The sequence below is a fragment of the Enterobacter cloacae complex sp. IR5402 genome (assembly GCF_049238125.1).
GTDB classification, from domain to species: Bacteria; Pseudomonadota; Gammaproteobacteria; order Enterobacterales; family Enterobacteriaceae; genus Enterobacter; species Enterobacter hormaechei_C.
Window position 1 is genome coordinate 92,860 of record NZ_JBMKHO010000002.1, and the last position, 26,071, is coordinate 118,930.

Below are 26,071 nucleotides of genomic sequence, written 5' to 3' on the forward strand. Positions count from 1 at the left end.
TGACCTGAGAATCCAACCCATGGACTTTTCCCGCTTTTTTATCGACAGGCCGATCTTTGCTGCCGTCCTGTCGATTCTGATTTTTATCACAGGGTTAATCGCCATCCCGCTGCTGCCGGTGAGCGAATACCCTGACGTCGTGCCGCCAAGCGTGCAGGTGCGCGCGGAGTACCCGGGCGCCAACCCGAAAGTGATTGCCGAGACCGTGGCGACGCCGCTGGAAGAGGCGATCAACGGCGTCGAGAACATGATGTACATGAAATCCGTCGCGGGCTCGGACGGCGTGCTGGTGACCACCGTGACCTTCCGTCCGGGGACTGACCCGGATCAGGCGCAGGTTCAGGTGCAGAACCGCGTCGCGCAGGCCGAAGCGCGTCTGCCGGAGGACGTGCGGCGTCTGGGCATTACCACCCAGAAGCAGTCGCCCACGCTGACGCTGGTGGTGCATCTGTTTTCGCCAAACGGTAAGTACGATTCGCTGTATATGCGCAACTACGCCACGCTGAAGGTGAAGGATGAGCTGGCGCGCCTGCCCGGCGTCGGCCAGATCCAGATTTTCGGCTCCGGTGAGTACGCGATGCGCGTCTGGCTGGACCCTAATAAAGTGGCGGCGCGCGGGCTGACCGCCTCGGACGTGGTCACGGCGATGCAGGAGCAGAACGTGCAGGTGTCTGCCGGGCAACTTGGCGCCGAGCCGCTGCCGAAAGAGAGCGACTTCCTGATCTCCATTAACGCCCAGGGCCGCCTGCATACCGAAGAAGAGTTTGGCAATATTGTCCTGAAAACAACGCAGGATGGTACGGTCGTCCGCCTGCGCGATGTGGCGCGGATTGAAATGGGTTCCGGGAGCTATGCCCTGCGTTCCCAGCTGAACAATAAAGACGCGGTCGGGATTGGTATCTTCCAGTCGCCGGGGGCGAACGCCATCGATCTGTCTAACGCGGTGCGCGCGAAAATGGACGAACTGTCCACGCGCTTCCCGGCAGACATGAAGTGGGCGGCACCTTACGATCCGACGGTCTTCGTGCGTGATTCAATCCGTGCGGTGGTGCAAACGCTGCTGGAAGCCGTGGTGCTGGTGGTGCTGGTGGTCATTCTGTTCCTGCAAACCTGGCGCGCGTCGATCATTCCGCTGATCGCGGTGCCGGTGTCGGTGGTGGGTACTTTCAGCATTCTCTACCTGCTGGGCTTCTCGCTGAATACCCTCAGCCTGTTCGGCTTGGTGCTCGCCATCGGTATCGTGGTGGACGACGCCATCGTGGTGGTGGAAAACGTCGAGCGAAATATCGAAGAGGGGCTTGCGCCGCTTGCGGCCGCGCACCAGGCGATGCGTGAAGTGTCCGGGCCGATTATCGCGATTGCGCTGGTGCTGTGCGCGGTGTTTGTGCCGATGGCGTTTCTGTCGGGCGTTACCGGCCAGTTCTACAAGCAGTTTGCGGTGACGATCGCGATATCGACGGTGATTTCAGCGATTAACTCGCTGACGCTCTCTCCGGCGCTGGCGGCACTGCTGTTAAAGCCCCACGGCGCGCCGAAAGATTTCCCGACCCGGCTTATCGACCGTCTGTTCGGCTGGATTTTCCGTCCGTTTAACCGCTTTTTCCTCCGCAGTTCAAACGGCTATCAGGGGCTGGTGGGCAAAACGCTGGGACGGCGCGGTGCGGTATTCGTGGTTTACCTGCTGCTGCTCTGTGCCGCAGGCGTCATGTTTAAAGCGGTGCCCGGCGGGTTTATTCCCACGCAGGACAAGCTGTACCTGATTGGCGGCGTGAAAATGCCGGAAGGCTCCTCGCTGGCCCGCACCGATGCGGTGATCCGCAAAATGAGCGAAATCGGGATGAATACCGAAGGCGTGGATTATGCGGTCGCGTTTCCTGGCCTGAATGCGCTCCAGTTCACCAATACGCCGAACACCGGGACGGTCTTCTTTGGCCTGAAGCCGTTCGACCAGCGTAAACATTCCGCGGCGGAAATTAACGCGGAGATCAACGCGAAAATCGCGCAAATCCAGCAGGGCTTTGGCTTCTCGATTCTGCCGCCGCCGATTTTAGGGCTGGGTCAGGGGTCGGGCTATTCGCTGTACATACAGGATCGCGCTGGTCTGGGCTATGGCGCGCTGCAAAACGCGGTGAACACCATGTCCGGGGCGATTATGCAGACGCCGGGGATGCATTTCCCCATCTCAACCTACCAGGCTAACGTGCCGCAGTTGGACGTCCAGGTTGACCGCGATAAGGCGAAAGCGCAGGGCGTGTCGCTGACCGATCTCTTCGGGACGCTGCAAACCTATCTGGGCTCGTCGTACGTCAATGATTTCAACCAGTTCGGGCGTACCTGGCGCGTGATGGCGCAGGCCGACGGGCAGTTCCGCGACAGCGTGGAAGATATTGCGAATCTGCGTACCCGCAACAGCCAGGGCGAAATGGTGCCGATTGGCAGTATGGTGAACATCACGACCACCTACGGTCCGGATCCGGTGATCCGCTACAACGGCTACCCGGCGGCGGATCTGATTGGTGATGCCGACCCGCGCGTGCTCTCTTCCGCGCAGGCGATGACGCAGCTGGACGCTATGTCTAAGCAGATCCTGCCGAACGGGATGAATATTGAATGGACGGACCTGAGCTTCCAGCAGGCCACCCAGGGCAACACGGCGCTGATCGTCTTCCCGGTCGCAGTGCTGCTGGCGTTCCTGGTGCTGGCGGCGCTGTATGAAAGCTGGACGCTGCCGCTGGCGGTGATCCTCATCGTGCCGATGACGATGCTCTCCGCGCTGTTCGGCGTCTGGCTGACCGGGGGCGATAACAACGTCTTCGTGCAGGTAGGGCTGGTTGTGCTGATGGGGCTGGCCTGTAAAAACGCGATACTTATCGTGGAGTTTGCCCGCGAGCTGGAAATTCAGGGCAAAGGCATCATGGAGGCTGCGCTGGAGGCGTGCCGCCTGCGTTTACGCCCGATTGTAATGACTTCTATCGCCTTTATTGCCGGGACTATTCCACTGATCCTAGGTCACGGGGCAGGGGCAGAAGTGCGCGGCGTCACCGGGATCACCGTCTTTTCCGGGATGCTGGGCGTGACGCTGTTTGGTCTGTTCCTGACGCCGGTCTTTTACGTGACGCTGCGTAAGTTCGTGACGCGCGGCAAAGCGGAAAGAGAGGTGTTGCCTGCGTAGGACGTAGCAGATAGCAAAAAGCCGCCTTCACAATGAAGGCGGCTTTTTTTTCGCAGTCTGTCAGGATTAAGGCGCTTTTTTATGCTGCGTACAGAGTTCCGGCACCGGATCGCACCCGCTGGTATCGGCTTTTTTCACCTCTTCCAGCGCGCTGGCGACGGTATGGCGCGCTAAAACCGCTAACGAAGCCTGCTCCGCTTCATCAGCGATTGATTTGAAGTACCAGCAGGCGTTGGCGCTGACCACGCAGCGGGCCGGGACGTCAGGACGGGACGCCCACAGCTTTTTATCTTCAGTGACGGAAAGGTAGATATCACGCAGGGTAATCTCTTCCGCCGGGCGGCCAAGATGAATAGAGCCGTTGCGGCCAAGCGTGGAGACGATAATGCCGTCGCGGGCGAGAGGAACCATTAATTTGCGGATAAAGCTCGGATTCGCTTCCAGGCCGTAAGCCAGGATTGCACTCGTCGAACGTTCACCCGATTGCTCCGCCATCGCTACGCTGAGAACCATCTGCAAAGCTGTCGGGAAGCGGTAATCTAACATTTTTCTGTCCTGGGTTGCGGTGAATCTTGTTCTTTTTGGCACCGCAGAGGTGAATAATCAGTAAGTAACAATATAACAAATACGGTAATTTTATTGAAGCAATCTGCGGCATACGTGAAGTAACGCTGCGCTGACACATGTCAGGACGTGTAGCGCCGGGTTTACATTCATGCGAACGCCGGATTCGGGAAATCAACGGTCACCATAAGACCACCTTCGGCTGACGTACTCAGATTGACCCTGCCGTTGTGTTGCTGCGTAACGGCTTTGACGATGGCAAGCCCCAGTCCACTCCCGCTTTGGGTCTGATTAGGATCGCGGAAAAATCTGTCGAACACGCGCTCCCGTAGTTCAATCGGGATACCGGGGCCCGCGTCTGAGACGCGCAGCTGAGCGCACTTATCACGCGATTGCAGTTGTACCTCAATGCGTCCACCCTCAGGGCTGTACTTCACGGCATTCTCAATTAAATTGTCGATCAGCGACACCAGACGTTCCCTAATGCCTGCGACATGGATTTCATCGTCGGCGAAGAATTCAAACTCAATTCTGCGTCCGGACGCCAGCGGTTCCAGGGCAGCCATTCGCTCCTGAATAAGCGTTGTCAGCGGCACAGGCGACAACACCGTGCTGATGTGTGCTTCGCTGTGCATCATCAGCAGAAGCTGATTGACGAGACGCGCAGCACGGCTATTGCTGCGAACAATGCCCGCAAGCAGTTCCTGCTGGCTTTCGCTGATGACCCAGGACTGCAATGCCTCGACGTTGATCCGCATCGCGGCCAGAGGCGTACGCAGTTCGTGAGCGGCATCGGCAATAAACATTTTTTCCCTTTCGGCGCTTTCCCGCACCCTGGCCAGAAAGTCATTAATCGCGTCGACCGTCTGGCGAAGCTCCCTGTGTCGGGGGACGGCTTTTAAAGGCGAGAGATCGTCCGGCGTGCGCAATGAAATTTCATCTACCACCTTGTTCCAGGGGCGCATCGCGATGCGGATGGACAGCCACGCGGGGAACAGAAGAAAAGGGATGCATATCATCAGCGGCATGACGTAGTAGCCGCGCGAGTTCAGATAGATAAAGAAATTCCAGCTACCGGCAGGGGTAAAAAGGGTGACCTCCACGTCGGAGTGCGCGGATTTGAGGGTACGGCTTGTCCATGTATGGTCCTCACTCTGGACATGCTGCATGACCCCCAGACGGCTATTTTTTACCCCCGTTGGCGCACCATCCGAAGAAAAAATAATCTCGTTATTCTTGCGAACAATGAGGTTGATGGACAGCTCCGGGTCTTCACCGCCGCCATAGCCCTCCCGCAGCGCCTTGCTGAACGCTGCCAGCACGGCATTACGCGCCTGCGGGCGATCGTCCATGCTCTCTACCAGGGAAAAAACGGTTTCGTAAGTCTCATTGCCCGTCAGTATGGGAGGACTACGCAGGTCTTCCAGCAAAATGAAGGTTAAAAAGAGACACCAGAGCAACGTAAGCAGCAGCATCTGGGCGACCAGCATTCGCCTGACCAGTGTGGGAAGCCTGAGGTGGTGCCAAAAATTACGCATCAACCTGCCGCCTTCTGAACGGGTACGGTATCAATGACATACCCAACGCCTCTCACCGTTCGCACAAAGCCATCGCCAATTTTTCGCCGCAGGTTACCCATATGCACATCAAGTGCGTTGCTGAGGTTTTCTTTCGTGCCAAATAACCTTTCTTCCAGATACCGTCGCGTAAGCACGCGATCGGCGCGCAGCATTAACGTTTCAAGCAGCGCATATTCGCTTGCCGTCAGCTCAACGTGGCGTGCGCTCACCGTTACGCGACGCGTCGGAATATGAAGCGACAAACCGCGAATTTCTATTGCCTCATTTTCAAAACCGTAACTGCGCCGCGCAAGGGCTCTCACGCGCGCCAGCAGTTCGGCGAGAACAAAAGGTTTGACCAGATAATCGTCTGCGCCTGCATCCAGACCGCACAGGCGGTCCTGTAGCGTGCCTCGCGCCGTCAGGATGATGACGGGGACGCCCTTAAGCTGTTGACGCAGGCGCGTCATCAGGCTCATGCCATCGCCATCGGGCAGCCCCAGGTCTAGCAAAATAAGTTCCGGCACGCAGATCCCAAGCTGATGCAGCGCATCCTCTTTGCGGCGTACCCATATGACATCAAATCCTTGATCTGCAAGGGCGATACGTACGCCATTGCCGAGATCCAGGTCGTCTTCAATTAGTAGAATTTTCACATTGGTAACTGTATCAACAGTGCATGAAGAACAACTGAAGAAAAAACGGTATCAGGAATTCTTCAGGGTTTACAGAACCTTCACTTGCTTCAGCATTTCTTCATTTACGGCTCATAAGAACCTTAAGGTGAGTATTCAGAATGAGCGCTCTGGCGTTTAACACCGCTTGTATCGCAATTATCTGAATCCAAAGGGCTTCTTTAATGAGAAACATCACACTGCGTCATAGTTTCCCCCGTTCACGCATCGGTCGCAGCATGAAAAGCATCTTGCCGGGGGCCGTCCTGGCGTTACTGGCTACCACGGCCCTGGCGGCAGATCAGCGCCAGGGCAACGTGTTAACCCTGGGAGGCGGCGTGGATGTTGCGCCACGCTATTCCGGTTCGGACAAGAGCCGGGTCTCTGCGGCTCAGGTGGTTGATTACGCGATGGCCAATAGTTTTTTTGTCAGCACCACGCGGGGGATCGGCTACGGCAACAGCTTTGGTAACCTGGACTACAACGCAGCGCTGAGCTATCGCGCAGGACGTAAGGATCGCGACGTAAGCAGCGATTCGATCGCCTCCGGCAGCGACGACCTGCGAGGAATGGGTGACATTAAAGGCTCAGCTATCGTTGTGCCAGGGCTGGGATACAGGGTGACTGACTGGCTGACCGTGCAGTTGCAGGCAGAGGTCCCGGTTTCTGAGAGAGACAATGGTGAAGCTGTGCATTTCGGCATTGCCAGCCCGCTCTATACATCTCCGAAAAATGCGTTAACGCTGGCGCTGACCGGTAGCTGGGGATCCAGTAAGTACGTGCAAACCTATTACGGGGTGAATGCCGCCCAGTCGGCCGCATCGGGTTTTGCCCGACACGATGCCGGATCGGGACTATATGCGTATTCGCTGAACCTGGACTGGACTCATAAGCTCACCTCCCGCTGGAGCCTGCTTGCCGCAGCTGGCGTTACGCAGCTGACGGGAGAGGCTGGCGATAGCCCAATTGTTCAGCGAAAAACGTCTCCTGTGGGAAGTTTGAAGGTGACGTACAGCTTCTGATGGTTAAGAGTGGGGGGAAGGCGCGTTTGTGACAAAACCGCACATAACCCCGTTGCAGGAGCCAGAAGTGCATAAAGCCCGCAGGATGGCGTGGCCCGAAGTCGGACCGTTCATCATGCGGGCTTTTTTATCACTGTTGACCCGATAACGCCTGTTCAATCGTACGGGTAACGACGTCCGGCTGGCTGACCATCGATACATGGCTTGCCGCTACCTCCGTGGTGTTGGCGTTGATTTTCTTCGCCATTGCGCGCTCAAGCTCAGGATTGATCATCCGGTCATTTTTGCTGATCACATACCAGCTCGGTTTGTCATGCCAGGCGGCATGCGCGACTTTCTCCCCAAACGCATCGGCCTTAATAGGGCTTTGCGTCGCGGCAATCACGCTGCGCTCAACGTCCTTCACGTCAGGGGCAAAATTCTCGCTGACCGCTTTTGTCGGCAGATATAAATACCCCTCTGACGTTTTAGCGAGGCTGGCGCTCCCTGGCGGAGCAGGATAACTGTCTGCCAGATCTGCGGTCGACTGGCCGGAATCCGGCGCAAAAGCGGCAACGTAAACCAGAGACTTCACCCGCGCATTATTGCCCGCTTCGCTGATTACCGACCCGCCCCAGGAGTGCCCGACCAGCACAACGTCGCCATGAGCCCGGGCGATAGCACGCTGCGTGGCGGCGACATCATCTTTCAGAGACGTGAGCGGAAGTTGTACCGCAATGACCTCGGTATGGTGTTTTTGCAGCCGGGTAATCACCTTATTCCAGCTGCTGCCGTCGGCAAACGCCCCGTGCACCAGCACCACGCTGGCTTTCGTCTCTGCCAGCGCGCTGGTGGAAACCGCCAGCAGCGCCGCTGTTAATACAGACAATGCTTTCATAACAGGCTCCTTAAAAGTGGTGAACCGCGGCGTGTGGCGGCACGGTGAATTCAACGGTTTTATGGTCGATGGGCTTATGCGTCGGGTCGGCAACGATGATGGTTACCTTGTGTTTCCCGGCGGGCAGCCCGACCAGGATCACCGGCTCGCCGCTGGTATCAGCCCAGTGCCAGGGCGCGTCATCCACCACAACGTGAATATGGCCGATACGCGGAGTGACTTTCAGCGCGTCGGGTCCAAATACAGGTTCAATGCGCAGGTTTTCGACGCGGTACTGAATAAAGACTGCACCTTTACTCAGCGGTCCCGCCAGCGGTGGGTCGACGATCAGTTTTGCTGGCGGCTGGGGTTTTTCCTGCGGCGATACGGCGGCCGGGCCATTAACATCAGCAGCGCTCAGGCCATCTAACGGTGCGGCCAGTGCGCCAGCAAAGGACGTCAGCGCAAATACAGGAAGCAGGAAATATCGACGAATCATCTGTGTCTCTCCTCATCAGTTTATTATGGCGAGGGATACAGAAGACCATTTTTATGTATCGGGGATGTTTGCTTCTGCGGGCGTTTTGTACCGGTTTGTCAGCGTAGCGCTCGGGATACAGTGCGATACAGTTTGTTTGCCTGGGCTGCGCACGAGCGCCACTGCGAACCCCGCAATGACCAGCGTCAGTCCTGCGGAAACCCACATTCCGCCTGTTATACCCAGCGACTTATTCAGCCACGCATACGCAAACGGAGAGGCGGCTGCCATCAGTTGGCCTGGAATAAGCAGCAGCCCCGTGCGGCTGGCATAGCGCTCTGTACTAAACAGTTCCAGGGGTAGCGTCGCTTTGACGATAGTCACCAGCCCGTTAATGGCACCAAAGCCGAACACAAATCCGGCGGCACACCAGGCCAGCATGTCGCTGCTCAGTCCGATGAGAAAACAAAGCGGCATGGCGAGCGCAGTGAAAAGCGTCAGTTTTAGCGGAGTGAGGCGCGCCCCTGCCAGCACCTCCATAAGGCGTGCACCGGTCTGCCCCATTCCCCACAGCATGCCGACGGCGACCGGCAGGCCGAAGCTGGCGATAAATTCGGGAAGGTGGGTAGAGGTGCCGTTAGAGACGAAGGTGATGAGAGCAATGAAGGTTGCATAAAGCCAGCCGTTACGCCTGTCATGAGGGGAAACCTGCGTACATGCTTTGGGCTTGACCGTAAAGCGCTGGCGCGGGAAGCGCCGAAGAAGCAGGGCACTGAGCAGACCGAACAGGGCGTAGATCTTCAGCGCATCCTGCCAACCCATCACGTTCAGTAAGGCGTCTCCCAGCGGCCAAAAGACAGCGGACGCCAGCCCGCCCGCCAGGGTGACACGAGAGATTGTCCTGCGTGCCTGCGGTCCGTATAGGTTCACAAGAGCGGAGAAAAGCGCATCATACAGCGACAGGCGCATCCCGATGCCGGTCAGCAACCAGGCGCCATACCAGCCTGAAAGTGTGGGCGTAAAGGCCATTGACAGACAGCTTACGGCGATCAGCAAGGTCCCGCTCATTACCACCCTTTGTCCACCAAAACGCGCCAGCAGAGGAGCGACAAACGGCGAGACAATAGCCATAACCAGCATGGCCAGCGTCAGGCCGAGATAGATTTCGGGGGACGACCAGCTTCGGTCTGCTGTAATGGCATGAGCAAAGGTTCCCGGCATGTAAAAGGAGATCCCCCAGTTAATGAGTTGATTACATCCCGCAGTGAGCGCAAGACGGCGAGGGAGTGCAGGTGTTTCCATTATTTTTCATTCCGTTAGGCAGTTGTCCCGAGCATACAGGGCGCGGTATTGTGCTGGCAGAGCCGTATCCTTATTCACCCTATAAGAGAAACTTTGCATGACGACGCTCAATCTGGGACACCTCGCCACTTTTCGTCTGGTCGTTCAACGCGGCAGCTTTTCTGCGGCAGCAGATGTAATGGGTATTTCCCAGCCCGCCGTCAGCCTGCAAATACGCCAGCTGGAGCAGTTTCTTCAGACGCGGCTGATCGAACGTACGGGGCGTGGAATCAAAGCCACTGCTGCCGGTGAGGCGCTACGGGTGCACGGTGAACGTCTTGAACTGGCGGTTGAGGAGACAATTCGTTCGGTTAGCGCATTCAATCAGGAAGTGAGCGGCACCATCACGCTTGGCACGGGCGCGACGGCCTGTATTCATCTGCTTCCAGCGCTGTTGCAGCAGCTTCGTGAGGAGTATCCCCTGTTACGGATCGGAGTGACGACGGGAAATACGCCGGATATCGTCAGGGCGATTGAGGAGAATCGGCTGGATATGGGGCTGGTCACGCTACCGGCGAGCGGTCGTACGTTGGCGATTATGCACGCGATGGAGGAAGAGTTTGTCTGGATTGGCGCGCAGGTTCAGCCGGAAGAAGGGGAGCAGTTTACGCCAGGCTCTTTATACGCTCAGCCGCTCATTGCGTTTGAGTCGGGCAGCGGTACGCGAACGTTGATTGACGGCTGGTTTGAAGCCCGCGGACTAGCCGTCTCACCGGTTATGCAGCTTGGCAGTATTGAGGCCATCAAACGCATGGTACGTGCAGGGCTGGGCTACAGTATTGTGCCGCGAATGGCGGTGGAGCATGTCGACGACCGGGAGGGATTACGCGTTCAATCGTTAACGCCCGTTCTGCGCCGGCAACTGGCGATAGTGATGCGTCAGGATAAGATCCTCAGCAAAGGGATGACGGTAATTATTCGGCTGTTACAGCGTGAACATGGACGTTAGCGCTCGGGCGAATCCACTACGAGGCTTGATTGCTGCGACTGAATTTTGTCCTGATGGTGATACCAGGCGCCAATGGAGGAATAAACAAAGCGGCCAAAGAAAAACAGGAAACTGATGAGCAGTATGATGCGGGTCATCCGGGTGTTAAATCGATGTCGTTTTCGCATACGCGTAGCCTGACTCACTTTCTTTTCCTGAGTATACCCTTTTGGGCGATACGGCTATTAAGGCACAGCCGCAAGTCTGGGTCAATTCGGCGAAATGTAAAATACCGTCAATGCTTACATTAATTTATGTTATTAAAAACAACGCTTTTATTTATCGCATTGATAATTACAGGAAAATTATTCAAAAAAAACGTAAGAAAGGTTTATTCAGATAAATTAATTTGATTTAGGTCAACCGCATCCCGTCGTTGATATTTAAAATCCCTCCTCCACTGTGCTTGCCAGGAATTTTCCGGGCAACGTGTATGTCAGGTTGGATGCCTGTCTTCCTTTACCCTCTGGAGCGCAAGGGTTGTAAACGAGCATCTATGAATATTCACCACATCCTGAAGCAAAATAAAGACCGCTGGTGGGCACTTCCTCTTATTTTACCCGTCGTGTTACTCCCGGTACTAAGTGTGGCTAATACCTTAACGCAGCTGGGTGACGGTATCGTTGCGCTCTATTATCTCCCGCTCTCTTTTCTGCTGGCGCTGATGTTGTTCTTTGGCCTGGAAGCCCTCCCCGGGGTGGTGGTATCGCTATTTTTACGTTATTACCCCTCCGTTGGGTTATTTGAAACCGTGGCTGGCATTCTGCATTTTATCGTTCCTCTGGTGCTCAGCTGGGGCGGTTATCGCGTATTTGCGCCCCGGCGCAATATGACCGCTTACGGTGACATACGTCTGATGGGGCAGCGTATTTTCTGGCAGGTGTTTTGTCCGGCAACGCTTTTTCTGGTGCTGTTTCAGTTTGCGGTTTATCTCGGCATTTATGAGAGCCGCCAGAGCCTCGCGGGACTAAATCCCCTCAATATTCGGACACTTATTAACTATCAGGGGCTACTGGTGAGCGGGCTGACGGGCGTGCCGCTAAGCTACCTGCTGATCCGCCTGATACGGCATCCGCGCTATATCAAGGGACTGATGTCCCAGCTCCGCGCGCAAATAGACAAAAAGGTGACTGCCGTTGAGTTTGTGGTGTGGTTTTTAGCCCTGGGCGGGTTGCTGGTCATGCTGCTGCTGCCCATGAATGCAAACAGTTCCATTTTCAGTACCAACTACACCTTGTCCCTGCTGATGCCCGTGATGCTCTGGGGGGCGATGCGCTTTGGCTACAAGCTGATGTCACTCATCTGGACGCCGGTCCTGCTGGTGTCGATTCACTTTTTTTATCACTACATTCCGGTGCAAGAGGGGTATGGCATTCAGCTGGCGATCACCTCATCCAGCTATCTGGTCTTTTCCTTCGTTGTGACGTACATGTCGATGCTGGCGACACGCCAGCGCGCCATCAATATTCGCTCCCGCAGTCAGGCTTTTCTCGATCCGGTGGTGCATATGCCCAACCTGCGGGCGCTGTCGCGCGAGCTGGCCAGTCATCCGTGGTCAGCGCTCTGTTTACTGCGCGTGCCCGAGCTGGAGGTACTGGGACGCAATTACGGCGTGATGCTGCGGATCCAGTATAAACAGCAGCTGGCGCAATGGATAAACGGCACTCTACAGCCCAATGAGCGAGTCTATCACCTCACCGGGTATGACATGGCGGTGCGTCTGGATGCGGAGTCGCATCAACAGCGCATTGAGACGCTGGACGAGCATATCAAGCAGTTCGTTTTTGTCTGGAATGGTATGCCGGTACAGCCTCAGGTCGGCATAAGCTATTGCTATGTGCGCTCACCCGTCAATCACCTCTATCTGGTGCTGGGGGAGCTGGGCATCGTGGCCGATCTCTCCCTTTCTACCAACCACCCGGAAAATCTTCAGCAGCGCGGGGCTGTTCACTTGCAGCGTAGCCTGAAAGATAAGGTCGCGATGATGAGCCGTTTACAGGCCGCGCTGGAGCAGGACGCTTTTACCCTGCTGGTTCAACCCGTTCGCGGGCTGCGCGGCGATTGTTATCACGAGGTGCTGCTGCGAATGCGTGATGATAATGGGGCGCTGATCTTTCCCGAACAGTTCCTGCCCATAGCACAGGAATTTGGTTTATCGTCGCGTGTCGATTTATGGGTACTGGAGCGTACGTTGAGTTTCCTGGCACAGCACCGCCAGCGGTTGCCGGGCCAGCGCTTTGCGATCAACCTCGCACCTTCTACCGTCTACCGGGCGCAGTTCCCGCTTGAAGTGAGCCGCCTGTTAGCTAAATACGCCGTTGAAGCATGGCAGTTGATCTTTGAAGTGACCGAAAGCAGCGCCTTTGGTCATGCGGATCTGGCGGCGTCTACCCTCAGGAAATTACAAAAAATGGGCATCCGGATCGCCATTGATGATTTTGGCACCGGCTACGCCAGCTATGCGCGGTTAAAAAGCGTGGACGCCGACATCCTCAAAATCGACGGCGGTTTTATTCGCAATATTGTCAGCAACAGCCTGGATTACCAGATTGTGGCTTCTATTTGCCATCTGGCCCGGATGAAGAAAATGCTGGTGGTGGCGGAATATGTGGAAACAGAAGAGATACGTAGCGCGGTGCACGCGCTAGGTATCGATTATGTTCAGGGTTATTTGATTGGGTTGCCGGCTGAGCTTGATACGTTGCTCGACACGGAGCCTTCTCAGGAGAGCGCCTGAGCCGTTACGCTGCCGCCTCAGAACTCTCTTCTTCAATCTTCAACAGCCAGCCGGTGACCGCTTCCCAGTACTGCTGCTCTTTTTCCAGATCCAGCAGTACCAGCGCGTTCTGGCTGAACCAGTCGTGCGGGAAGCTCAGCGTCCAGTGATAGTCATCCGTTTTTAGCTTCAGCGTCGGCGGCGTGGTGGTCGCCTGTCGCTGATTATTGAGCAATACGCCCAGGCGCAACAGCTGAATGAGCGGCAGGAACTGCTTTTTCTTAAACAACGTAAAGCGCGGCAGATCGTCGAGCTTGATGGCTTTGCGGTGATAGCGGACCAGCGTCGCCATCATGGTTTGCTGCTCCTGGTTGAAGCCAGGCAGATCGCTGTTTTGCAGAATATAGGCTGAATGGCGATGCATTCCGCTGTGGTTAATGTTCAGCCCCACCTCGTGCAGCATGGCGGCCCATTTTAACAGTGCGGCCAGCTGCGGATGCGCCAGCTTAGGATTTTGCTCCTCCCACTGCTCGTACATCTGCACCGTGGTTTCGAGAACGCGCTTCGCCTGTTCACGGTCGATGTTGTACTGGTTGGCCAGGCTCTGCGCGGTACGGCTGCGAATATCCTGATGACGGAAACGTCCTTCCATCTCATACAGCACGCCTTCACGCAGGGCGCCGTCAGAGAGGCGCAGCTCTTTGATCGCCAGCGCGTCAAACACGCCGCAGAGGATCGCCAGCCCCGGTACGAACACGGCTTTACGTTCGTCGGACAGACCCGGCAAACTCAGGGCGTCGAAGCTCTTATGCTTAAGCACCTCTTCGGTGAGTTTCACCAGGCGCTCAGGCGTAATAAACCCGTCTTTTTCACCCATCGCCAGCAGCACTTCATGGGCCGCTTTAATCGACCCTGATGCGCCCAGCGCCACGTTCCAGCCCTGAATACGGTATTGCCAGGCCAGATTTTCCAGTTTTTGAACGGCGGCCATGCGCGCGCGCTGGAAGTTTTCGCGGGTGATGACGCCGCCCGGGAAATACATCTGCGCGAAGCTGACGCAGCCCATACGGCGGCTTTCCACCAGACGCGGCTCGAAGTCTTCGCCAATCACCAGTTCCGTGGAGCCACCGCCGATATCAATCACCAGCTTGCGGCCTTTTTCCGGCTGCGTATGCTCCACGCCCATAAAAATCAGGCGCGCTTCTTCGTTACCGGAGATGATCTCAATCGGGTAGGGGATAACCTTTTCCGCGCGCTTAAGAAATTCCGGCGCGTTCAGCGCCTGGCGTAGCGTATGCGTTCCAACGATGCAGACGCTGGACGGTGAAAAGCCTTGCAGACGTTCTGCGAACAGCGACAGGCAGTTCAGCCCGCGCTCCATAGCCTCTTCGCTCAGCATGTTACGCGCGTCGAGACCATCGGCCAGATGCACACGCTGCTTCAGACGACCGATGATCTGCATCGCGCCATCCACCTCGCGGGCGATGACCATATGGAAACTGTTTGAGCCAAGATCGACCGCAGCGAACTCCTGCGGGCGTGGGGTATTATCGTTTATTGGCATAGGTTAATCGGGTTGCTCAAGTGATTTAATGTAATCGTAAATCGCCAGCTGCGAGCGCACTTTACGGCGATTGCCGCGCGGTACATAGCGATTACTGAGTTCTTTGTCGATATAACGTGCTTTCACCGTATCGCTGAACAGGATCTCGATAATGTCCAGGATACGCTGCTTCAGGCGAGGATCCAGCAGCGGTGCCGCCACTTCAATACGGTAATCAATGTTACGCGTCATCCAGTCGGCGGACGAGAGGTATACGCGCTTATCACCGGCGTTATCGAAAATATAGACGCGATCGTGTTCAAGATAGCGATCCACAATGCTGATCACGCGGATGTTATCGCTAATGCCTTCCAGTTCCGGAATGAGCGAGCACATGCCGCGAATGAGCAGATTTACCGGAACGCCAGAACTGGAGGCCGCGTACAGGCGGTCCACCAGCCCTTTATCCACCAGATTGTTGAGCTTCAGCGTAATGCCGGACGACAAGCCGTTCTGCGCATTGGCAATCTCTTTGTCGATCATATCGTACAGCAGGCGCCGTGAGTTCTGCGGTGACACCAGCAGATAATCGAAGCTCACCGGGCGGTACGGGTTCTCAATGAAGTTGAACACCCGACGCACTTCGTTGGTGATGCGGGCATCGGCAGTCAGCAGCGAATAGTCGGTGTAGATTCTCGCGGTTTTCTCGTTAAAGTTCCCGGTACCAATATGGGCGTAGCGCACCACCTCGTCACCCTCTTTACGGGAGATCAGGAACAACTTGGCGTGAATTTTCAGCCCCGGCGCGGAGAAGATGACGTGCACGCCCGCTTCCGTCAGTCGGCGTGCCCAGTGGATGTTGGCCTCTTCGTCGAAGCGAGCCTGGAGCTCAACTACCACGGTCACTTTCTTGCCGTTGTGCGCCGCGTGGATCATCGCATCGATGATGCGGGAATCTTTCGCCACGCGATAAATATTGATTTTAATCGCCAGCACGTTCGGATCGAATGAGGCCTGACGCAGCAATTCCAGCACGTGCTCAAAGGTATGATACGGATAGTAGAGCAGTACATCCCGTTCGCGGATGGCGTCGAACCCGTTGCGGAACTTATCGAACCAGATATGGCGCAGGCGCGGCAGCGGTTTGTTCACCAGATTGGCTTTGCCGACGTTCGGGAAGCCAATGAAATCTTTAAAGTTGTGGTAACGCCCGCCGGGAATAATGGAGTCGTAGCGGGAGATGGTCAGCTTATCGCGCAGCATCTCCACCATTGCGTCCGGCATATCACGCTGATAGACAAACCGCACTGGCTCCGCCGTCAGGCGCTGCTTGAGGCTGGAAGACATCAGCTCCATCAGGCTGGCCTCCATCTCATGCACCAGATCGTACTCGGCGTCACGGGTCATCTTCATCGAGTAGGCGTTGAGCGCGTCGTAATCGAAGAAGCCTTTGAAGATATCGTCCAGGCAGTAGCGCAGGATGTTATCCAGCAGGATCATCGGCTTACGTCGGCGCGGGGTTTCCGGCGGCAGGTTTACAAAGCGTGGGACTTTATCAGACGGTATTTCCAGCAGCGCGTAGTTAATGGTCTCACCACGAATGATTTCTACCGCCAGATAGGTGTAGTCATCTTTCAGGAACTGCACCAGATCGGTTTCACGGTTGATCAGAATCGGGGTGATATGCTGGCGCAGATAATGTTTAAAATAGTGGCGCAGCCAGTTTTGCTGATTCGCGGAGAGCTGGCGCTCGTTGATCAGGAAGATTTGGTTGCGTGCCATTTCCAGCAGCAGCTCGTTATAGAGGCCATCAAATTCCTGATCGGCTTTCATGACGCGAGACTGGATTTTTCCAAGCAGATGTCGCGAGTGGGAGTTTAAGCCCTGTTCTTCGCTGATGATGATTCGGCGTTTCAGTTCGGCGAAGCGAACCTTGTAGAACTCATCCAGATTGTTGGAATAGATGCCTAAAAAACGCATACGTTCAATCAGCGGGTTGGTTTTATCGGCCGCTTCCTGAAGTACACGTTCGTTGAATGCTAACCAGCTTAGCTCTTTCTCGATGTATAACTTTTCCTGACCCATTACAGCTCACACTCCAGTTCAATCACAGGACGTGGTAAATCCGTCTCGTCCTTATTATGGCGAGCATTTCCACGATATGTCCAACAGTGCCAGAAAAGTATGACAGTTATTTTTTTATTGGGGAATTTAGAGGGTTGGGGGAGGGGATGTCGGGTGGCGCTGCGCTTACCACGACCTACGGGACCGTAGGCCCGTGCAAGCGAAGCGCCGCCGGGCAATTCAAACAGACTACTCTTCGGCAGCATAACCCTGCGGGGGCAACTTCACTCCGTCCAGCCAGGCTGCGCCGTCGCGCATCTCAAGACGGCCGTCAACAAACCAGCTTACCACCAGCGGATAAATGGCGTGTTCCTGAGCCTGTACACGTTCGGTCACGTCGTCTTCGTTGTCACCGTCAAAGACCGGTACTTTTGCCTGCAAAATGACCGGACCGCCGTCCAGCTCGTCGGTAACGAAATGCACGGAGGTACCATGCTCCTCATCGCCGTTCTCCAGCACCTGACGATGGGTGTGCAGACCGGGGTATTTTGGTAGCAGGGAAGGGTGGATATTGAGCAGTCGTCCGGCGTAGTGTGCAACAAAAGCCGGGCTCAGGATGCGCATGTAGCCTGCCAGCACCACCACGTCAGGCGCGTAGGCGTCAATCTCCTGCACCAGCTCACGGTCAAAGGCTTCACGCCCGGCGAACTGGCTGGCTTCCAGCGCGTGCGCAGGAATGTTCGCTTCCCGCGCGCGCTCAAGGCCGAATGCATCGGCCTTGTTGCTGAATACTGCCCGAATGGTGCCATTGATTTTCTTCTGTTTGCAGGCGTCTATGATTGCCTGCAAATTGCTTCCGTTGCCGGAAATGAGCACCACGATGTTTTTCATTCAATGACCACACGCTGTTCGGAATCGGAAGCTTTAATCGTACCGATTTTCCACGCGTTTTCACCTTTTTCTGTCAGCAGCTTAATCGCTTTATCCGCTTCGCTGGCGGGCAGGGCGATAACCATGCCCACGCCGCAGTTAAAGGTGCGGTACATTTCATGCTCGCTCACGTTGCCTGCGGTTTGCAGCCAGTTGAAGACGGACGGCCACTGCCATGAGGAGGCGTCGATCACCGCCTGGGTATTATCCGGCAGCACGCGCGGAATGTTTTCCCAGAAGCCGCCGCCGGTAAGGTGAGCGATGGCGTGCACGTCAACGTTCTCAATCAGCTCCAGCACGTTTTTCACGTAGATGCGGGTCGGGGCCAGCAGGTGATCGGCCAGCGGTTTGCCGTCCAGCTCGGTGGTCAGCGGGTCGCAACCGCTCACTTCGAGGATCTTACGCACCAGAGAGTAGCCGTTGGAGTGCGGACCGCTGGAGGCCAGCGCAACCAGCACATCGCCGTCAGCCACTTTGCTGCCGTCGATAATTTCTGATTTTTCTGCCACGCCGACGCAGAAGCCTGCGACGTCATAATCTTCACCGTGATACATGCCAGGCATTTCTGCGGTTTCACCGCCGACCAGCGCACAGCCGGATTGCAGGCAGCCTTCGGCGATACCGTTAATGACGCTGGCTGCGGTATCCACGTCCAGCTTGCCGGTCGCGTAGTAATCCAGGAAGAACAGCGGCTCAGCGCCCTGTACCACCAGGTCGTTGACGCACATCGCCACCAGATCGATACCAATCGTATCGTGACGCTTAAGATCCATCGCCAGGCGCAGTTTTGTACCGACACCATCCGTACCCGAGACCAGCACAGGTTCACGATATTTTTGCGGCAGCGCGCACAGTGCGCCGAATCCACCCAGGCCACCCATCACTTCCGGGCGGCGGGTTTTTTTCACCACACCTTTGATTCGGTCAACCAGCGCATTACCTGCGTCAATATCAACACCGGCATCTTTGTAGCTGAGAGAAGTTTTGTTGGTCACGGCTTAAATCCCCACGCGATTGCATAGCTAGTAAGAAAAATCGGCGCAATTCTAACAGTCCAGGCAAACGTTTGCGAGCCTATTCTCGGCGTGGGGATCTTTTTTTCTGTGCGGCCTGTACAGGGCAACAAACTTGACTCTGTTCACGAAAATGAAACCGGTTTCGGCGATCTGCTTGCAACGGCAATCCCCTTTGCACATCATCAAACTGAAACCGGTTTCTGTAACTGTTTTTGCAGAAAATAACGCAGAATGAGGGATAGCGAATGTCAGGATTTAAAGCAGGTTTTCTGTGGGGTGGGGCCGTTGCGGCGCACCAGCTTGAAGGCGGCTGGAAAGAGGGCGGCAAGGGCGTGAGCGTTGCCGATGTCATGACGGCAGGTGCCCATGGGGTACCGCGTGAAATCACCAACGGCGTGATGGAGGGGAAAAATTACCCAAACCACGAAGCCATCGACTTCTATCACCGCTATAAAGAAGACATCAAACTCTTTGCCGAAATGGGGTTCAAATGCTTTCGCACCTCCATCGCCTGGACGCGTATCTTCCCGAAAGGCGACGAGCTGGAGCCGAACGAAGCGGGACTCCAATTCTATGACGATCTGTTCGACGAGTGCCTGAAGCACGGCATCGAGCCGGTGATCACGCTTTCCCACTTCGAGATGCCTTTCCACCTGGTGACGGAATACGGCGGCTGGCGCAACCGTAAGCTGATCGACTTCTTTGTCCGCTTCGCGAAGGTCGTTTTTGAGCGCTACCAGCATAAAGTGAAGTACTGGATGACCTTTAACGAGATCAACAACCAGGCCAACTTCCACGAAGACTTTGCGCCGTTTACCAACTCCGGGCTGAAATATGCGCCGGGAGAAGATCGCGAGCCGGTGATGTTCCAGGCGGCGCACTATGAGCTGGTGGCCAGTGCTCTGGCGGTGAAGGCGGGGCGCGAGATCAACCCGTCACTGCAAATCGGCTGCATGATTGCCATGTGCCCCATCTATCCGCTGACCTGTGCCCCGGACGACATGATGATGGCGATGAACGCCATGCATCGCCGCTACTGGTTCACCGACGTTCACGTGCGCGGCAAGTATCCGCAGCATCTGCTCAACTACTTTGAACGTCGCGGCTTCGCGCTGGATATTACCGAAGAAGATAAAGTGGCGCTGACGCAGGGCTGCGTGGATTACATCGGGTTCAGCTACTACATGTCTTTCGCTACCAAAGCGACGGCGGATAATCCGACGCTGGATTACGACGAGAGCAAGAGCCTGGTTTCTAACCCGTACGTGCAGAAATCGGACTGGGGCTGGCAGATCGATCCTGTCGGGCTGCGCTACTCCCTGAACTGGTTCTGGGATCACTATCAGCTGCCGCTGTTTATTGTGGAAAACGGTTTTGGCGCGATCGACGTGCAGGAGAGCGACGGCACGGTGAACGACCAGTACCGCATCGACTACCTTTCCGCCCACATCCGCGAGATGAAAAAAGCGGTGGTGGAAGACGGCGTGGATCTGATGGGCTACACGCCGTGGGGCTGTATCGACCTGGTCTCTGCCGGCACCGGCGAGATGAAGAAACGCTACGGCTTTATCTTTGTCGATAAAGATAACGAAGGTAACGGTACGCTGAACCGCAGCAAGAAGAAATCGTTCGACTGGTATAAGCAGGTGATTGCCAGCAACGGAGAGCAGCTATAATTGCCCGGTGGCGCTGCGCTTACCGGGCCTACGGGATGTCCAGGCCGGGTAAGCGTTAGCGCCACCCGGCAGAATCCCGCCCCCAAGCCGGAGCCTCGCCTCCGGCTTTTTTGTTTTTGATTGATGTATGTCAAGCAAGATGGGTATGGCGCAATCCGAAAAAAGCGGTATAATCCCGCGATTTTTTTGCGGATGCCACCTCAGAGGAGAAAGAGAATGAAGATTGTGGAAGTGAAACACCCACTCGTTAAACACAAGTTGGGCCTGATGCGTGAGCATGACATCAGCACGAAGCGTTTTCGCGAACTGGCTTCTGAAGTGGGTAGCCTGCTGACCTACGAAGCGACCTCTGATCTGGAAACGGAAAAAGTGACCATCGAAGGCTGGAACGGTCCGGTACAGGTTGAGCAGATCAAAGGTAAAAAAATTACCGTGGTGCCAATCCTGCGTGCGGGTCTGGGCATGATGGAAGGCGTGCTGGAGCACGTCCCAAGCGCGCGTATCAGCGTGGTGGGTATCTACCGTAACGAAGAGACGCTTGAGCCGGTCCCGTACTTCCAGAAGCTGGTCTCTAACATCGACGAGCGTATGGCGCTGGTGGTTGACCCGATGCTGGCGACCGGCGGTTCGATGATCGCCACCATCGACCTGCTGAAAAAAGCGGGATGCAGCAGCATCAAAGTGCTGGTGCTGGTTGCGGCGCCGGAAGGTATCGCGGCGCTGGAAAAAGCGCACCCGGACGTTGAACTCTATACCGCGTCTGTCGACCAGGGACTGAACGAGCACGGGTACATCATCCCGGGGCTCGGCGATGCCGGCGATAAGATTTTTGGTACTAAATAATCGAATAACGATAAAGAAGCCGACTTTGATAGTCGGCTTTTTTTTGAATAAAAACCAACAATGACACTCAGAGGAAAACACTATGACGCGCCGTGCTATCGGGGTGAGTGAAAGACCGCCGCTTTTACAGACAATCCCGCTTAGTTTGCAGCACCTGTTCGCCATGTTTGGCGCAACCGTGCTGGTGCCAATCCTGTTTCACATTAACCCGGCTACCGTGCTGCTGTTTAACGGCATCGGTACGCTGCTTTACCTCTTCATCTGTAAAGGCAAAATCCCGGCCTATCTCGGGTCGAGCTTCGCGTTTATCTCCCCGGTACTGCTGTTGCTGCCGCTGGGTTATGAGGTCGCGCTGGGCGGCTTCATCATGTGCGGCGTGCTGTTCTGCCTGGTCTCCTTCATCGTGAAGAAAGCCGGTACCGGCTGGCTGGACGTGATGTTCCCGCCTGCGGCAATGGGGGCCATCGTTGCCGTCATCGGCCTGGAGCTGGCGGGTGTCGCGGCGAACATGGCTGGGCTGCTGCCTGCGGACGGTCAGTCACCGGATTCTAAAACCATTATTATTTCGCTGGTGACGCTGGGCGTGACGGTATTCGGTTCCGTCCTCTTCCGCGGCTTTATGGCAATTATCCCAATCCTGATCGGCGTGCTGGCGGGTTACGCGCTCTCCTTCGTGATGGGCGTTGTGGATACCACCCCGATTGCCGAGGCGCACTGGTTCGCGCTGCCAACCTTCTACACCCCGCGCTTTAAATGGTTCGCCATTTTCACCATTCTTCCTGCTGCGCTGGTGGTGATTGCTGAGCACGTCGGCCACCTGGTGGTGACGGCGAACATCGTGAAGCGCGACCTGATCCGCGACCCGGGCCTGCATCGCTCCATGTTTGCCAACGGTTTCTCCACCATCATCTCTGGTTTCTTCGGCTCCACGCCAAACACGACTTACGGTGAGAATATCGGCGTAATGGCGATCACCCGCGTCTACAGCACCTGGGTTATCGGCGGCGCGGCGATCATCGCCATTCTGCTCTCCTGCGTTGGTAAACTGGCGGCAGCGATCCAGATTATCCCGGTGCCGGTGATGGGCGGCGTTTCTCTGCTGCTGTACGGGGTGATCGGTGCCTCCGGTATTCGCGTGCTGATTGAATCCAAAGTGGATTACAGCAAGGCGCAGAACCTGATCCTGACCTCCGTTATCCTGATTATCGGCGTGAGCGGCGCGAAGGTGCACATCGGCGCGGCAGAGCTGAAGGGTATGGCGCTGGCGACCATCGTCGGCGTCGGCCTGAGCCTGATTTTCAAGCTGATCTCGGTGATCCGCCCGGAAGAGGTGGTGCTGGACGCGGACGACAGCGAAAAAGCGCCACATTGATCGTCATGCCGGGCGAAGGATCGCCCGGTTCTCTCCTTGCAGGTTCCGTGTTAAACTCCATTCCGATTTTATGTAAGATCTCTGGTTGAGGTATTTCTGAACGGACCGGCACAGCTCTCTCTGCCACTTTATCTCCCTGACGACGAAACTTTCGCGAGTTTCTGGCCGGGTGATAACCCCTCTTTACTGGCTGCACTGCAAAACGTGCTGCGCCAGGAACACAGCGGATACATCTATATCTGGTCACGCGAAGGCGCGGGACGCAGCCACCTGCTGCATGCCGCCTGTGCGGAGCTTTCTGCGCGCGGTGACGCGGTAGGCTACGTGCCGCTGGATAAACGCACCTGGTTTGTGCCTGAGGTGCTGGAGGGCATGGAACATCTCTCCCTGGTCTGCATTGATAATATCGAATGCGTGGCGGGGGACGAACCGTGGGAAATGGCGATCTTTAACCTCTACAACCGCATTCTGGAGTCGGGCAAAACCCGGCTGCTGATCACCGGCGATCGTCCGCCGCGCCAGCTCAATCTGGGGCTGCCGGATCTGGCCTCTCGTCTGGACTGGGGGCAAATCTACAAGCTGCAACCGCTGTCGGATGAAGACAAACTCCAGGCACTTCAGTTGCGCGCTAAGCAGCGTGGGTTTGAGCTGCCGGAGGACGTGGGTCGGTTCCTGCTTAAACGCCTGGACAGGGAAATGCGCACGCTGTTTGACACGCTCGATCAGCTCGATCGCGCGTCTATTACCGCCCAGCGCAAGCTAACCATTCCGTTTGTGAAAGATATTCTCAAGCTCTAGTTTTGCCGGGTGGCGGCTGCGCCTTACCCGGCCTACGAAAACCCGTCACGCTTTGTAGGCCCGGTAAGCGCAGCGCCACCGGGCTTAACAATCTTCCATCAGATGCTCAACCAAAAGAGGAATCGGCCTTCCCGATGCCACGCTTCTGCCGTTCTCACGCCACAGCGCCGTCCCGCTGATATCCAGATGCGCCCACGGAATGGTCGGGGGGCAGAAGTGGTGCAGCAGCCACGCCGCCGAGGCGCTGATCGCCGCATTGTTGGTCGGCGTGTTGCACAGATCGGCAATCGCGCTGTCGGTTTGCTTTCTCAGCCTCGCATCCAGCGGCAGGGACCACACCTCGTCGCCGCTCCGTTTGCCCGCGAGCGTCAGTGCCTGACGCAACGGCTCATCCTGGGTCATCAGCCCGCTCAGCTCATACCCCAGCGCTTTCACCACCGCTCCGGTTAAGGTCGCCATATCAATAATATAATGCGCCTGCGGATGGCGCTGACTCGCCCAGGCGATAGCGTCTGCCAGCACCAGCCGGCCCTCGGCATCGGTGTTGTTGATTTCCACCGTAATGCCGTTGCAGGCTGTTGCCACCGTGCCGGGCTGCATGGCGTCGGGGCCGATGGCGTTTTCCGCCAGCGCCAGCACGCCCATGATGCGCACGGGTAATTTCAGCTCCGCAACGGTCAGCATCAGCCCGAGCACGTTAGCCGCGCCGCACATGTCATATTTCATGGTGTACATGCCCGCGCCTTCCTTCAGCCACAGGCCGCCGGTGTCAAAGGTAATGCCTTTTCCCACGTAGCAGCGCACCGGGCCATCAGACACGCCGTTATAGTGAATAGCCAGCAGGCGAGGCGGGCAGGTCGCCCCTTTGCCAACGGCGTGCAGTAGACCCAGCCCCTGCTCAACAATTTGCTTTTCATCTAACACCTCGCAGCGCAGAGCAGGGCTGGCGGCACACAGTTTTTGCGCCTCTTCCACCACAAACTGCGGCGTACAGCGGTCGGATGGCATATCCGCCAGACGTCGTGCCGCAACCATGCCGAGCGCAATGGCCTGCTGCTGGCGGAAGGTCGTCTCCAGCTTCGCCTGCTGTTCCGGCAGGCAGAGGGCAGTGATGCAGGTAAGGCGCAGCGCTTCGTCCGTCTTCTTCAGCTTCAGGTCACTGAGCATGTGCGCCTGATTAAAGAGAAAACGCAGTACCTGCGCCAGCACCACATCGTCGATATCCGTCACGTCCAGCACGAGTTCGGCGCTGGCGGGGGCGGTAAGCAGCGGTCGCAGGGCCGTGATCAACCCTTCGGTCAGGGCGTCATGCCAGAGCGCATCCGGCAACAGAGTGATGCGGGCAAACGGCGCGCAGCCAAAGCGCGCGTCCGCGACGGTGCTCTGCTGGCGCATTTCAGCGATAAGAGCGCTATCCGGTAACAGGGAACTGTCAGCGCGCGCAATCAAATGGCTCTGCGGCTTCGCGTCTGAAAGTGCGTTGATAAACTGGTACGTGATCATCATACCTCCTCAATCGGTGCGCGGATCCGCGCAGCATAGGCCTGCATCCACTCCTCATCTACCGCGTGATAGTGCGTTTTCTCCCGCAGGCGTTCAGTACGGAAAACGGTGAGGGGCTGGCGAGCCGTCGCCACCACGAACGAGAAGGTTTTGATGTTGGTCGCGGCGCCAAATTCTCCTTTGCTGTTCATGCACACCACGGAGAGATCGCCCGCGCGACCGAAGCGCGACATCAGTTTGTCTTCCAGTTCGAACACGACCGAATCCGCCGCCTGCTGCGGCGTCATGCCTTGCGCCATCCGGCGAACGATTTCGTAGCTGGTACAGCCCTTCATCAGATCTTCACCGACGCCCGTGGCGGTGGCCGCGCCGGTTTCGCTGTCGCAGTAAAAGCCGGAGCCGATGATGGGTGAGTCACCGAGGCGACCGCGTTTTTTCATAAACAGGCCGCTGGTGGAAGTGGCGACGCTCATCGAGCCCTGTTTATCGAGGCCGATGATGCCGACGGTGTCATGTCCGTCGTAGGGGCTTAACCCCTTATCCAGCGTTTCGCGGCAGCGCTTACGGTAGTGTTGCATGGCGCGATCCGTGAGCATGGTTTTATCGGCAAAGCCCTGACTCAGCGCCCATTCGCGCGCGCCCTGGCCGACCAGCAGGCTGTTATAGCGCTGGCGGCTGAGCGCGTGCGCCACGCGCACTGGGTTGGCGATATCCACCAGATTCCCCACGGCGCCGAACGCCAGTGTGTCGCCGTCCATATAGGCCGCGTCCAGCTCTACCTCGCCGTTTTCGGTGGGCAGCCCGCCGTAGCCGACGGATTTATAAAACGGAAAGTCCTCGACGGCGGCGACGGCATCCACTACCGCCGCAGCGACAGGTTTGCCCGCAGCCAGGGCAGACGCGGATTCCGTTACCCCTTCAAGCGCCATTCGCCAGGTTGCGATAATTCCCCACAT

Annotated in this window: 21 protein-coding genes; 8 read left to right on the plus strand and 13 right to left on the minus strand. The window is 56.6% G+C overall.

Annotated features, from left to right (window positions below):
* Nucleotides 1-19: 19 nt before the first annotated feature.
* Nucleotides 20-3,172, plus strand: coding sequence for a multidrug efflux RND transporter permease subunit OqxB (gene oqxB / locus ACOTXL_RS03735; RefSeq protein ID WP_045349794.1), 3,153 nt, complete (start codon nt 20-22; stop codon nt 3,170-3,172).
* A gap of 66 nt (nt 3,173-3,238) precedes the next feature.
* Here oqxB and ACOTXL_RS03740 read toward each other — a convergent pair whose 3' ends face one another.
* The 3 genes from ACOTXL_RS03740 to ACOTXL_RS03750 form a co-directional block, all read right to left on the minus strand.
* The gene (locus ACOTXL_RS03740) at nt 3,239-3,718 is read right to left on the minus strand and encodes an RrF2 family transcriptional regulator (protein ID WP_003860591.1); all 480 of its coding nucleotides are present in this window, start codon (nt 3,716-3,718) and stop codon (nt 3,239-3,241) included.
* A gap of 167 nt (nt 3,719-3,885) precedes the next feature.
* On the minus strand, nt 3,886-5,274 hold the full coding sequence (locus ACOTXL_RS03745) for a sensor histidine kinase (protein WP_045349796.1): 1,389 nt from the start codon (nt 5,272-5,274) through the stop codon (nt 3,886-3,888).
* A complete protein-coding gene (locus tag ACOTXL_RS03750; protein WP_022651566.1) occupies nt 5,274-5,951 on the minus strand; it encodes a response regulator in 678 nt (225 codons plus the stop codon). Before ACOTXL_RS03750 ends, ACOTXL_RS03745 begins: the two co-directional genes overlap by 1 nt.
* A gap of 203 nt (nt 5,952-6,154) precedes the next feature.
* On the opposite strand from ACOTXL_RS03750, the gene ACOTXL_RS03755 reads away from it, so the two are divergent.
* Nucleotides 6,155-6,991 (plus strand): MipA/OmpV family protein, encoded by an 837-nt coding sequence (locus ACOTXL_RS03755; protein ID WP_410031817.1) that lies wholly within the window; start codon nt 6,155-6,157, stop codon nt 6,989-6,991.
* Between the two features lie 130 nt (nt 6,992-7,121).
* On the opposite strand, the gene ACOTXL_RS03760 is transcribed toward ACOTXL_RS03755, so the two are convergent.
* From ACOTXL_RS03760 to ACOTXL_RS03770, 3 genes are read right to left on the minus strand one after another with little or no spacing between them, the layout of a single operon-like run.
* On the minus strand, nt 7,122-7,868 hold the full coding sequence (locus tag ACOTXL_RS03760; protein ID WP_023325040.1) for an alpha/beta fold hydrolase: 747 nt from the start codon (nt 7,866-7,868) through the stop codon (nt 7,122-7,124).
* A gap of 10 nt (nt 7,869-7,878) precedes the next feature.
* Complete coding sequence (locus ACOTXL_RS03765) at nt 7,879-8,346, minus strand: DUF6130 family protein (protein ID WP_032659741.1); 468 nt, start codon at nt 8,344-8,346, stop codon at nt 7,879-7,881.
* Between the two features lie 51 nt (nt 8,347-8,397).
* Nucleotides 8,398-9,627 carry an MFS transporter gene (locus ACOTXL_RS03770; RefSeq protein ID WP_045330471.1) on the minus strand — a complete coding sequence of 410 codons (1,230 nt, stop codon included), beginning with the start codon at nt 9,625-9,627 and terminating at the stop codon, nt 8,398-8,400.
* 97 nt (nt 9,628-9,724) lie between these two features.
* Here ACOTXL_RS03770 and ACOTXL_RS03775 point away from each other — a divergent pair, with 97 nt between their 5' ends.
* Nucleotides 9,725-10,615 carry a LysR family transcriptional regulator gene (locus tag ACOTXL_RS03775; protein WP_045349800.1) on the plus strand — a complete coding sequence of 297 codons (891 nt, stop codon included), beginning with the start codon at nt 9,725-9,727 and terminating at the stop codon, nt 10,613-10,615.
* Here ACOTXL_RS03775 and ACOTXL_RS03780 read toward each other — a convergent pair.
* On the minus strand, nt 10,612-10,782 hold the full coding sequence (locus tag ACOTXL_RS03780) for a YfgG family protein (protein WP_032659730.1): 171 nt from the start codon (nt 10,780-10,782) through the stop codon (nt 10,612-10,614). The two genes, ACOTXL_RS03775 and ACOTXL_RS03780, sit on opposite strands and share 4 nt — an antisense overlap.
* Before the next feature lie 368 nt (nt 10,783-11,150).
* Here ACOTXL_RS03780 and ACOTXL_RS03785 point away from each other — a divergent pair, with 368 nt between their 5' ends.
* Nucleotides 11,151-13,391 (plus strand): EAL domain-containing protein, encoded by a 2,241-nt coding sequence (locus ACOTXL_RS03785; protein WP_045349801.1) that lies wholly within the window; start codon nt 11,151-11,153, stop codon nt 13,389-13,391.
* 4 nt (nt 13,392-13,395) lie between these two features.
* Here ACOTXL_RS03785 and ppx read toward each other — a convergent pair whose 3' ends face one another.
* The 4 genes from ppx to purM form a co-directional block, all read right to left on the minus strand.
* Nucleotides 13,396-14,934 carry an exopolyphosphatase gene (ppx, locus tag ACOTXL_RS03790; RefSeq protein WP_003860570.1) on the minus strand — a complete coding sequence of 513 codons (1,539 nt, stop codon included), beginning with the start codon at nt 14,932-14,934 and terminating at the stop codon, nt 13,396-13,398.
* 3 nt (nt 14,935-14,937) lie between these two features.
* Nucleotides 14,938-16,998, minus strand: coding sequence for a polyphosphate kinase 1 (gene ppk1, locus ACOTXL_RS03795; protein ID WP_003860568.1), 2,061 nt, complete (start codon nt 16,996-16,998; stop codon nt 14,938-14,940).
* A gap of 228 nt (nt 16,999-17,226) precedes the next feature.
* Nucleotides 17,227-17,868 (minus strand): phosphoribosylglycinamide formyltransferase, encoded by a 642-nt coding sequence (purN, locus tag ACOTXL_RS03800; protein ID WP_003860566.1) that lies wholly within the window; start codon nt 17,866-17,868, stop codon nt 17,227-17,229.
* Nucleotides 17,865-18,902 carry a phosphoribosylformylglycinamidine cyclo-ligase gene (gene purM / locus ACOTXL_RS03805; RefSeq protein WP_045349802.1) on the minus strand — a complete coding sequence of 346 codons (1,038 nt, stop codon included), beginning with the start codon at nt 18,900-18,902 and terminating at the stop codon, nt 17,865-17,867. The genes purN and purM overlap by 4 nt, the downstream gene beginning before the upstream one ends.
* Nucleotides 18,903-19,168: 266 nt before the next feature.
* Here purM and ACOTXL_RS03810 point away from each other — a divergent pair, with 266 nt between their 5' ends.
* The 4 genes from ACOTXL_RS03810 to ACOTXL_RS03825 all read left to right on the plus strand — a co-directional run bounded on the left by ACOTXL_RS03810 (nt 19,169) and on the right by ACOTXL_RS03825 (nt 23,612).
* Nucleotides 19,169-20,599 carry a 6-phospho-beta-glucosidase gene (locus ACOTXL_RS03810; RefSeq protein WP_003860562.1) on the plus strand — a complete coding sequence of 477 codons (1,431 nt, stop codon included), beginning with the start codon at nt 19,169-19,171 and terminating at the stop codon, nt 20,597-20,599.
* A 216-nt stretch (nt 20,600-20,815) separates the two neighbouring features.
* The gene (gene upp / locus ACOTXL_RS03815) at nt 20,816-21,442 is read left to right on the plus strand and encodes a uracil phosphoribosyltransferase (RefSeq protein ID WP_003860560.1); all 627 of its coding nucleotides are present in this window, start codon (nt 20,816-20,818) and stop codon (nt 21,440-21,442) included.
* A gap of 82 nt (nt 21,443-21,524) precedes the next feature.
* Nucleotides 21,525-22,814, plus strand: a complete 1,290-nt coding sequence (uraA, locus tag ACOTXL_RS03820; RefSeq protein WP_045349805.1) for a uracil permease — start codon at nt 21,525-21,527, stop codon at nt 22,812-22,814.
* 96 nt (nt 22,815-22,910) lie between these two features.
* Nucleotides 22,911-23,612: a DnaA inactivator Hda gene (locus ACOTXL_RS03825; protein ID WP_166792068.1), complete on the plus strand. Its 702-nt coding sequence runs from the start codon at nt 22,911-22,913 to the stop codon at nt 23,610-23,612.
* 84 nt (nt 23,613-23,696) lie between these two features.
* Here the strand turns inward: ACOTXL_RS03825 and ACOTXL_RS03830 are convergent, their stop codons facing one another.
* A complete protein-coding gene (locus ACOTXL_RS03830; RefSeq protein WP_045349807.1) occupies nt 23,697-25,115 on the minus strand; it encodes a leucyl aminopeptidase family protein in 1,419 nt (472 codons plus the stop codon).
* Nucleotides 25,115-26,071, minus strand: coding sequence for a N(4)-(beta-N-acetylglucosaminyl)-L-asparaginase (locus ACOTXL_RS03835; protein WP_410031816.1), 957 nt, complete (start codon nt 26,069-26,071; stop codon nt 25,115-25,117). Before ACOTXL_RS03835 ends, ACOTXL_RS03830 begins: the two co-directional genes overlap by 1 nt.

What these genes read in the sequence shown, in the direction of transcription:
- oqxB (WP_045349794.1), top strand. Translation starts at nt 20, where the DNA reads ATGGACTTTTCCCGCTTTTTTATCGACAGGCCGATCTTTGCTGCCGTC.
- ACOTXL_RS03740 (WP_003860591.1), bottom strand. Translation starts at nt 3,718, where the DNA reads ATGTTAGATTACCGCTTCCCGACAGCTTTGCAGATGGTTCTCAGCGTA.
- ACOTXL_RS03745 (WP_045349796.1), bottom strand. Translation starts at nt 5,274, where the DNA reads ATGCGTAATTTTTGGCACCACCTCAGGCTTCCCACACTGGTCAGGCGA.
- ACOTXL_RS03755 (WP_410031817.1), top strand. Translation starts at nt 6,155, where the DNA reads ATGAGAAACATCACACTGCGTCATAGTTTCCCCCGTTCACGCATCGGT.
- ACOTXL_RS03760 (WP_023325040.1), bottom strand. Translation starts at nt 7,868, where the DNA reads ATGAAAGCATTGTCTGTATTAACAGCGGCGCTGCTGGCGGTTTCCACC.
- ACOTXL_RS03765 (WP_032659741.1), bottom strand. Translation starts at nt 8,346, where the DNA reads ATGATTCGTCGATATTTCCTGCTTCCTGTATTTGCGCTGACGTCCTTT.
- ACOTXL_RS03770 (WP_045330471.1), bottom strand. Translation starts at nt 9,627, where the DNA reads ATGGAAACACCTGCACTCCCTCGCCGTCTTGCGCTCACTGCGGGATGT.
- ACOTXL_RS03775 (WP_045349800.1), top strand. Translation starts at nt 9,725, where the DNA reads ATGACGACGCTCAATCTGGGACACCTCGCCACTTTTCGTCTGGTCGTT.
- ACOTXL_RS03780 (WP_032659730.1), bottom strand. Translation starts at nt 10,782, where the DNA reads ATGCGAAAACGACATCGATTTAACACCCGGATGACCCGCATCATACTG.
- ACOTXL_RS03785 (WP_045349801.1), top strand. Translation starts at nt 11,151, where the DNA reads ATGAATATTCACCACATCCTGAAGCAAAATAAAGACCGCTGGTGGGCA.
- ppx (WP_003860570.1), bottom strand. Translation starts at nt 14,934, where the DNA reads ATGCCAATAAACGATAATACCCCACGCCCGCAGGAGTTCGCTGCGGTC.
- ppk1 (WP_003860568.1), bottom strand. Translation starts at nt 16,998, where the DNA reads ATGGGTCAGGAAAAGTTATACATCGAGAAAGAGCTAAGCTGGTTAGCA.
- purN (WP_003860566.1), bottom strand. Translation starts at nt 17,868, where the DNA reads ATGAAAAACATCGTGGTGCTCATTTCCGGCAACGGAAGCAATTTGCAG.
- ACOTXL_RS03810 (WP_003860562.1), top strand. Translation starts at nt 19,169, where the DNA reads ATGTCAGGATTTAAAGCAGGTTTTCTGTGGGGTGGGGCCGTTGCGGCG.
- upp (WP_003860560.1), top strand. Translation starts at nt 20,816, where the DNA reads ATGAAGATTGTGGAAGTGAAACACCCACTCGTTAAACACAAGTTGGGC.
- uraA (WP_045349805.1), top strand. Translation starts at nt 21,525, where the DNA reads ATGACGCGCCGTGCTATCGGGGTGAGTGAAAGACCGCCGCTTTTACAG.
- ACOTXL_RS03830 (WP_045349807.1), bottom strand. Translation starts at nt 25,115, where the DNA reads ATGATCACGTACCAGTTTATCAACGCACTTTCAGACGCGAAGCCGCAG.
- ACOTXL_RS03835 (WP_410031816.1), bottom strand. Translation starts at nt 26,071, where the DNA reads ATGTGGGGAATTATCGCAACCTGGCGAATGGCGCTTGAAGGGGTAACG.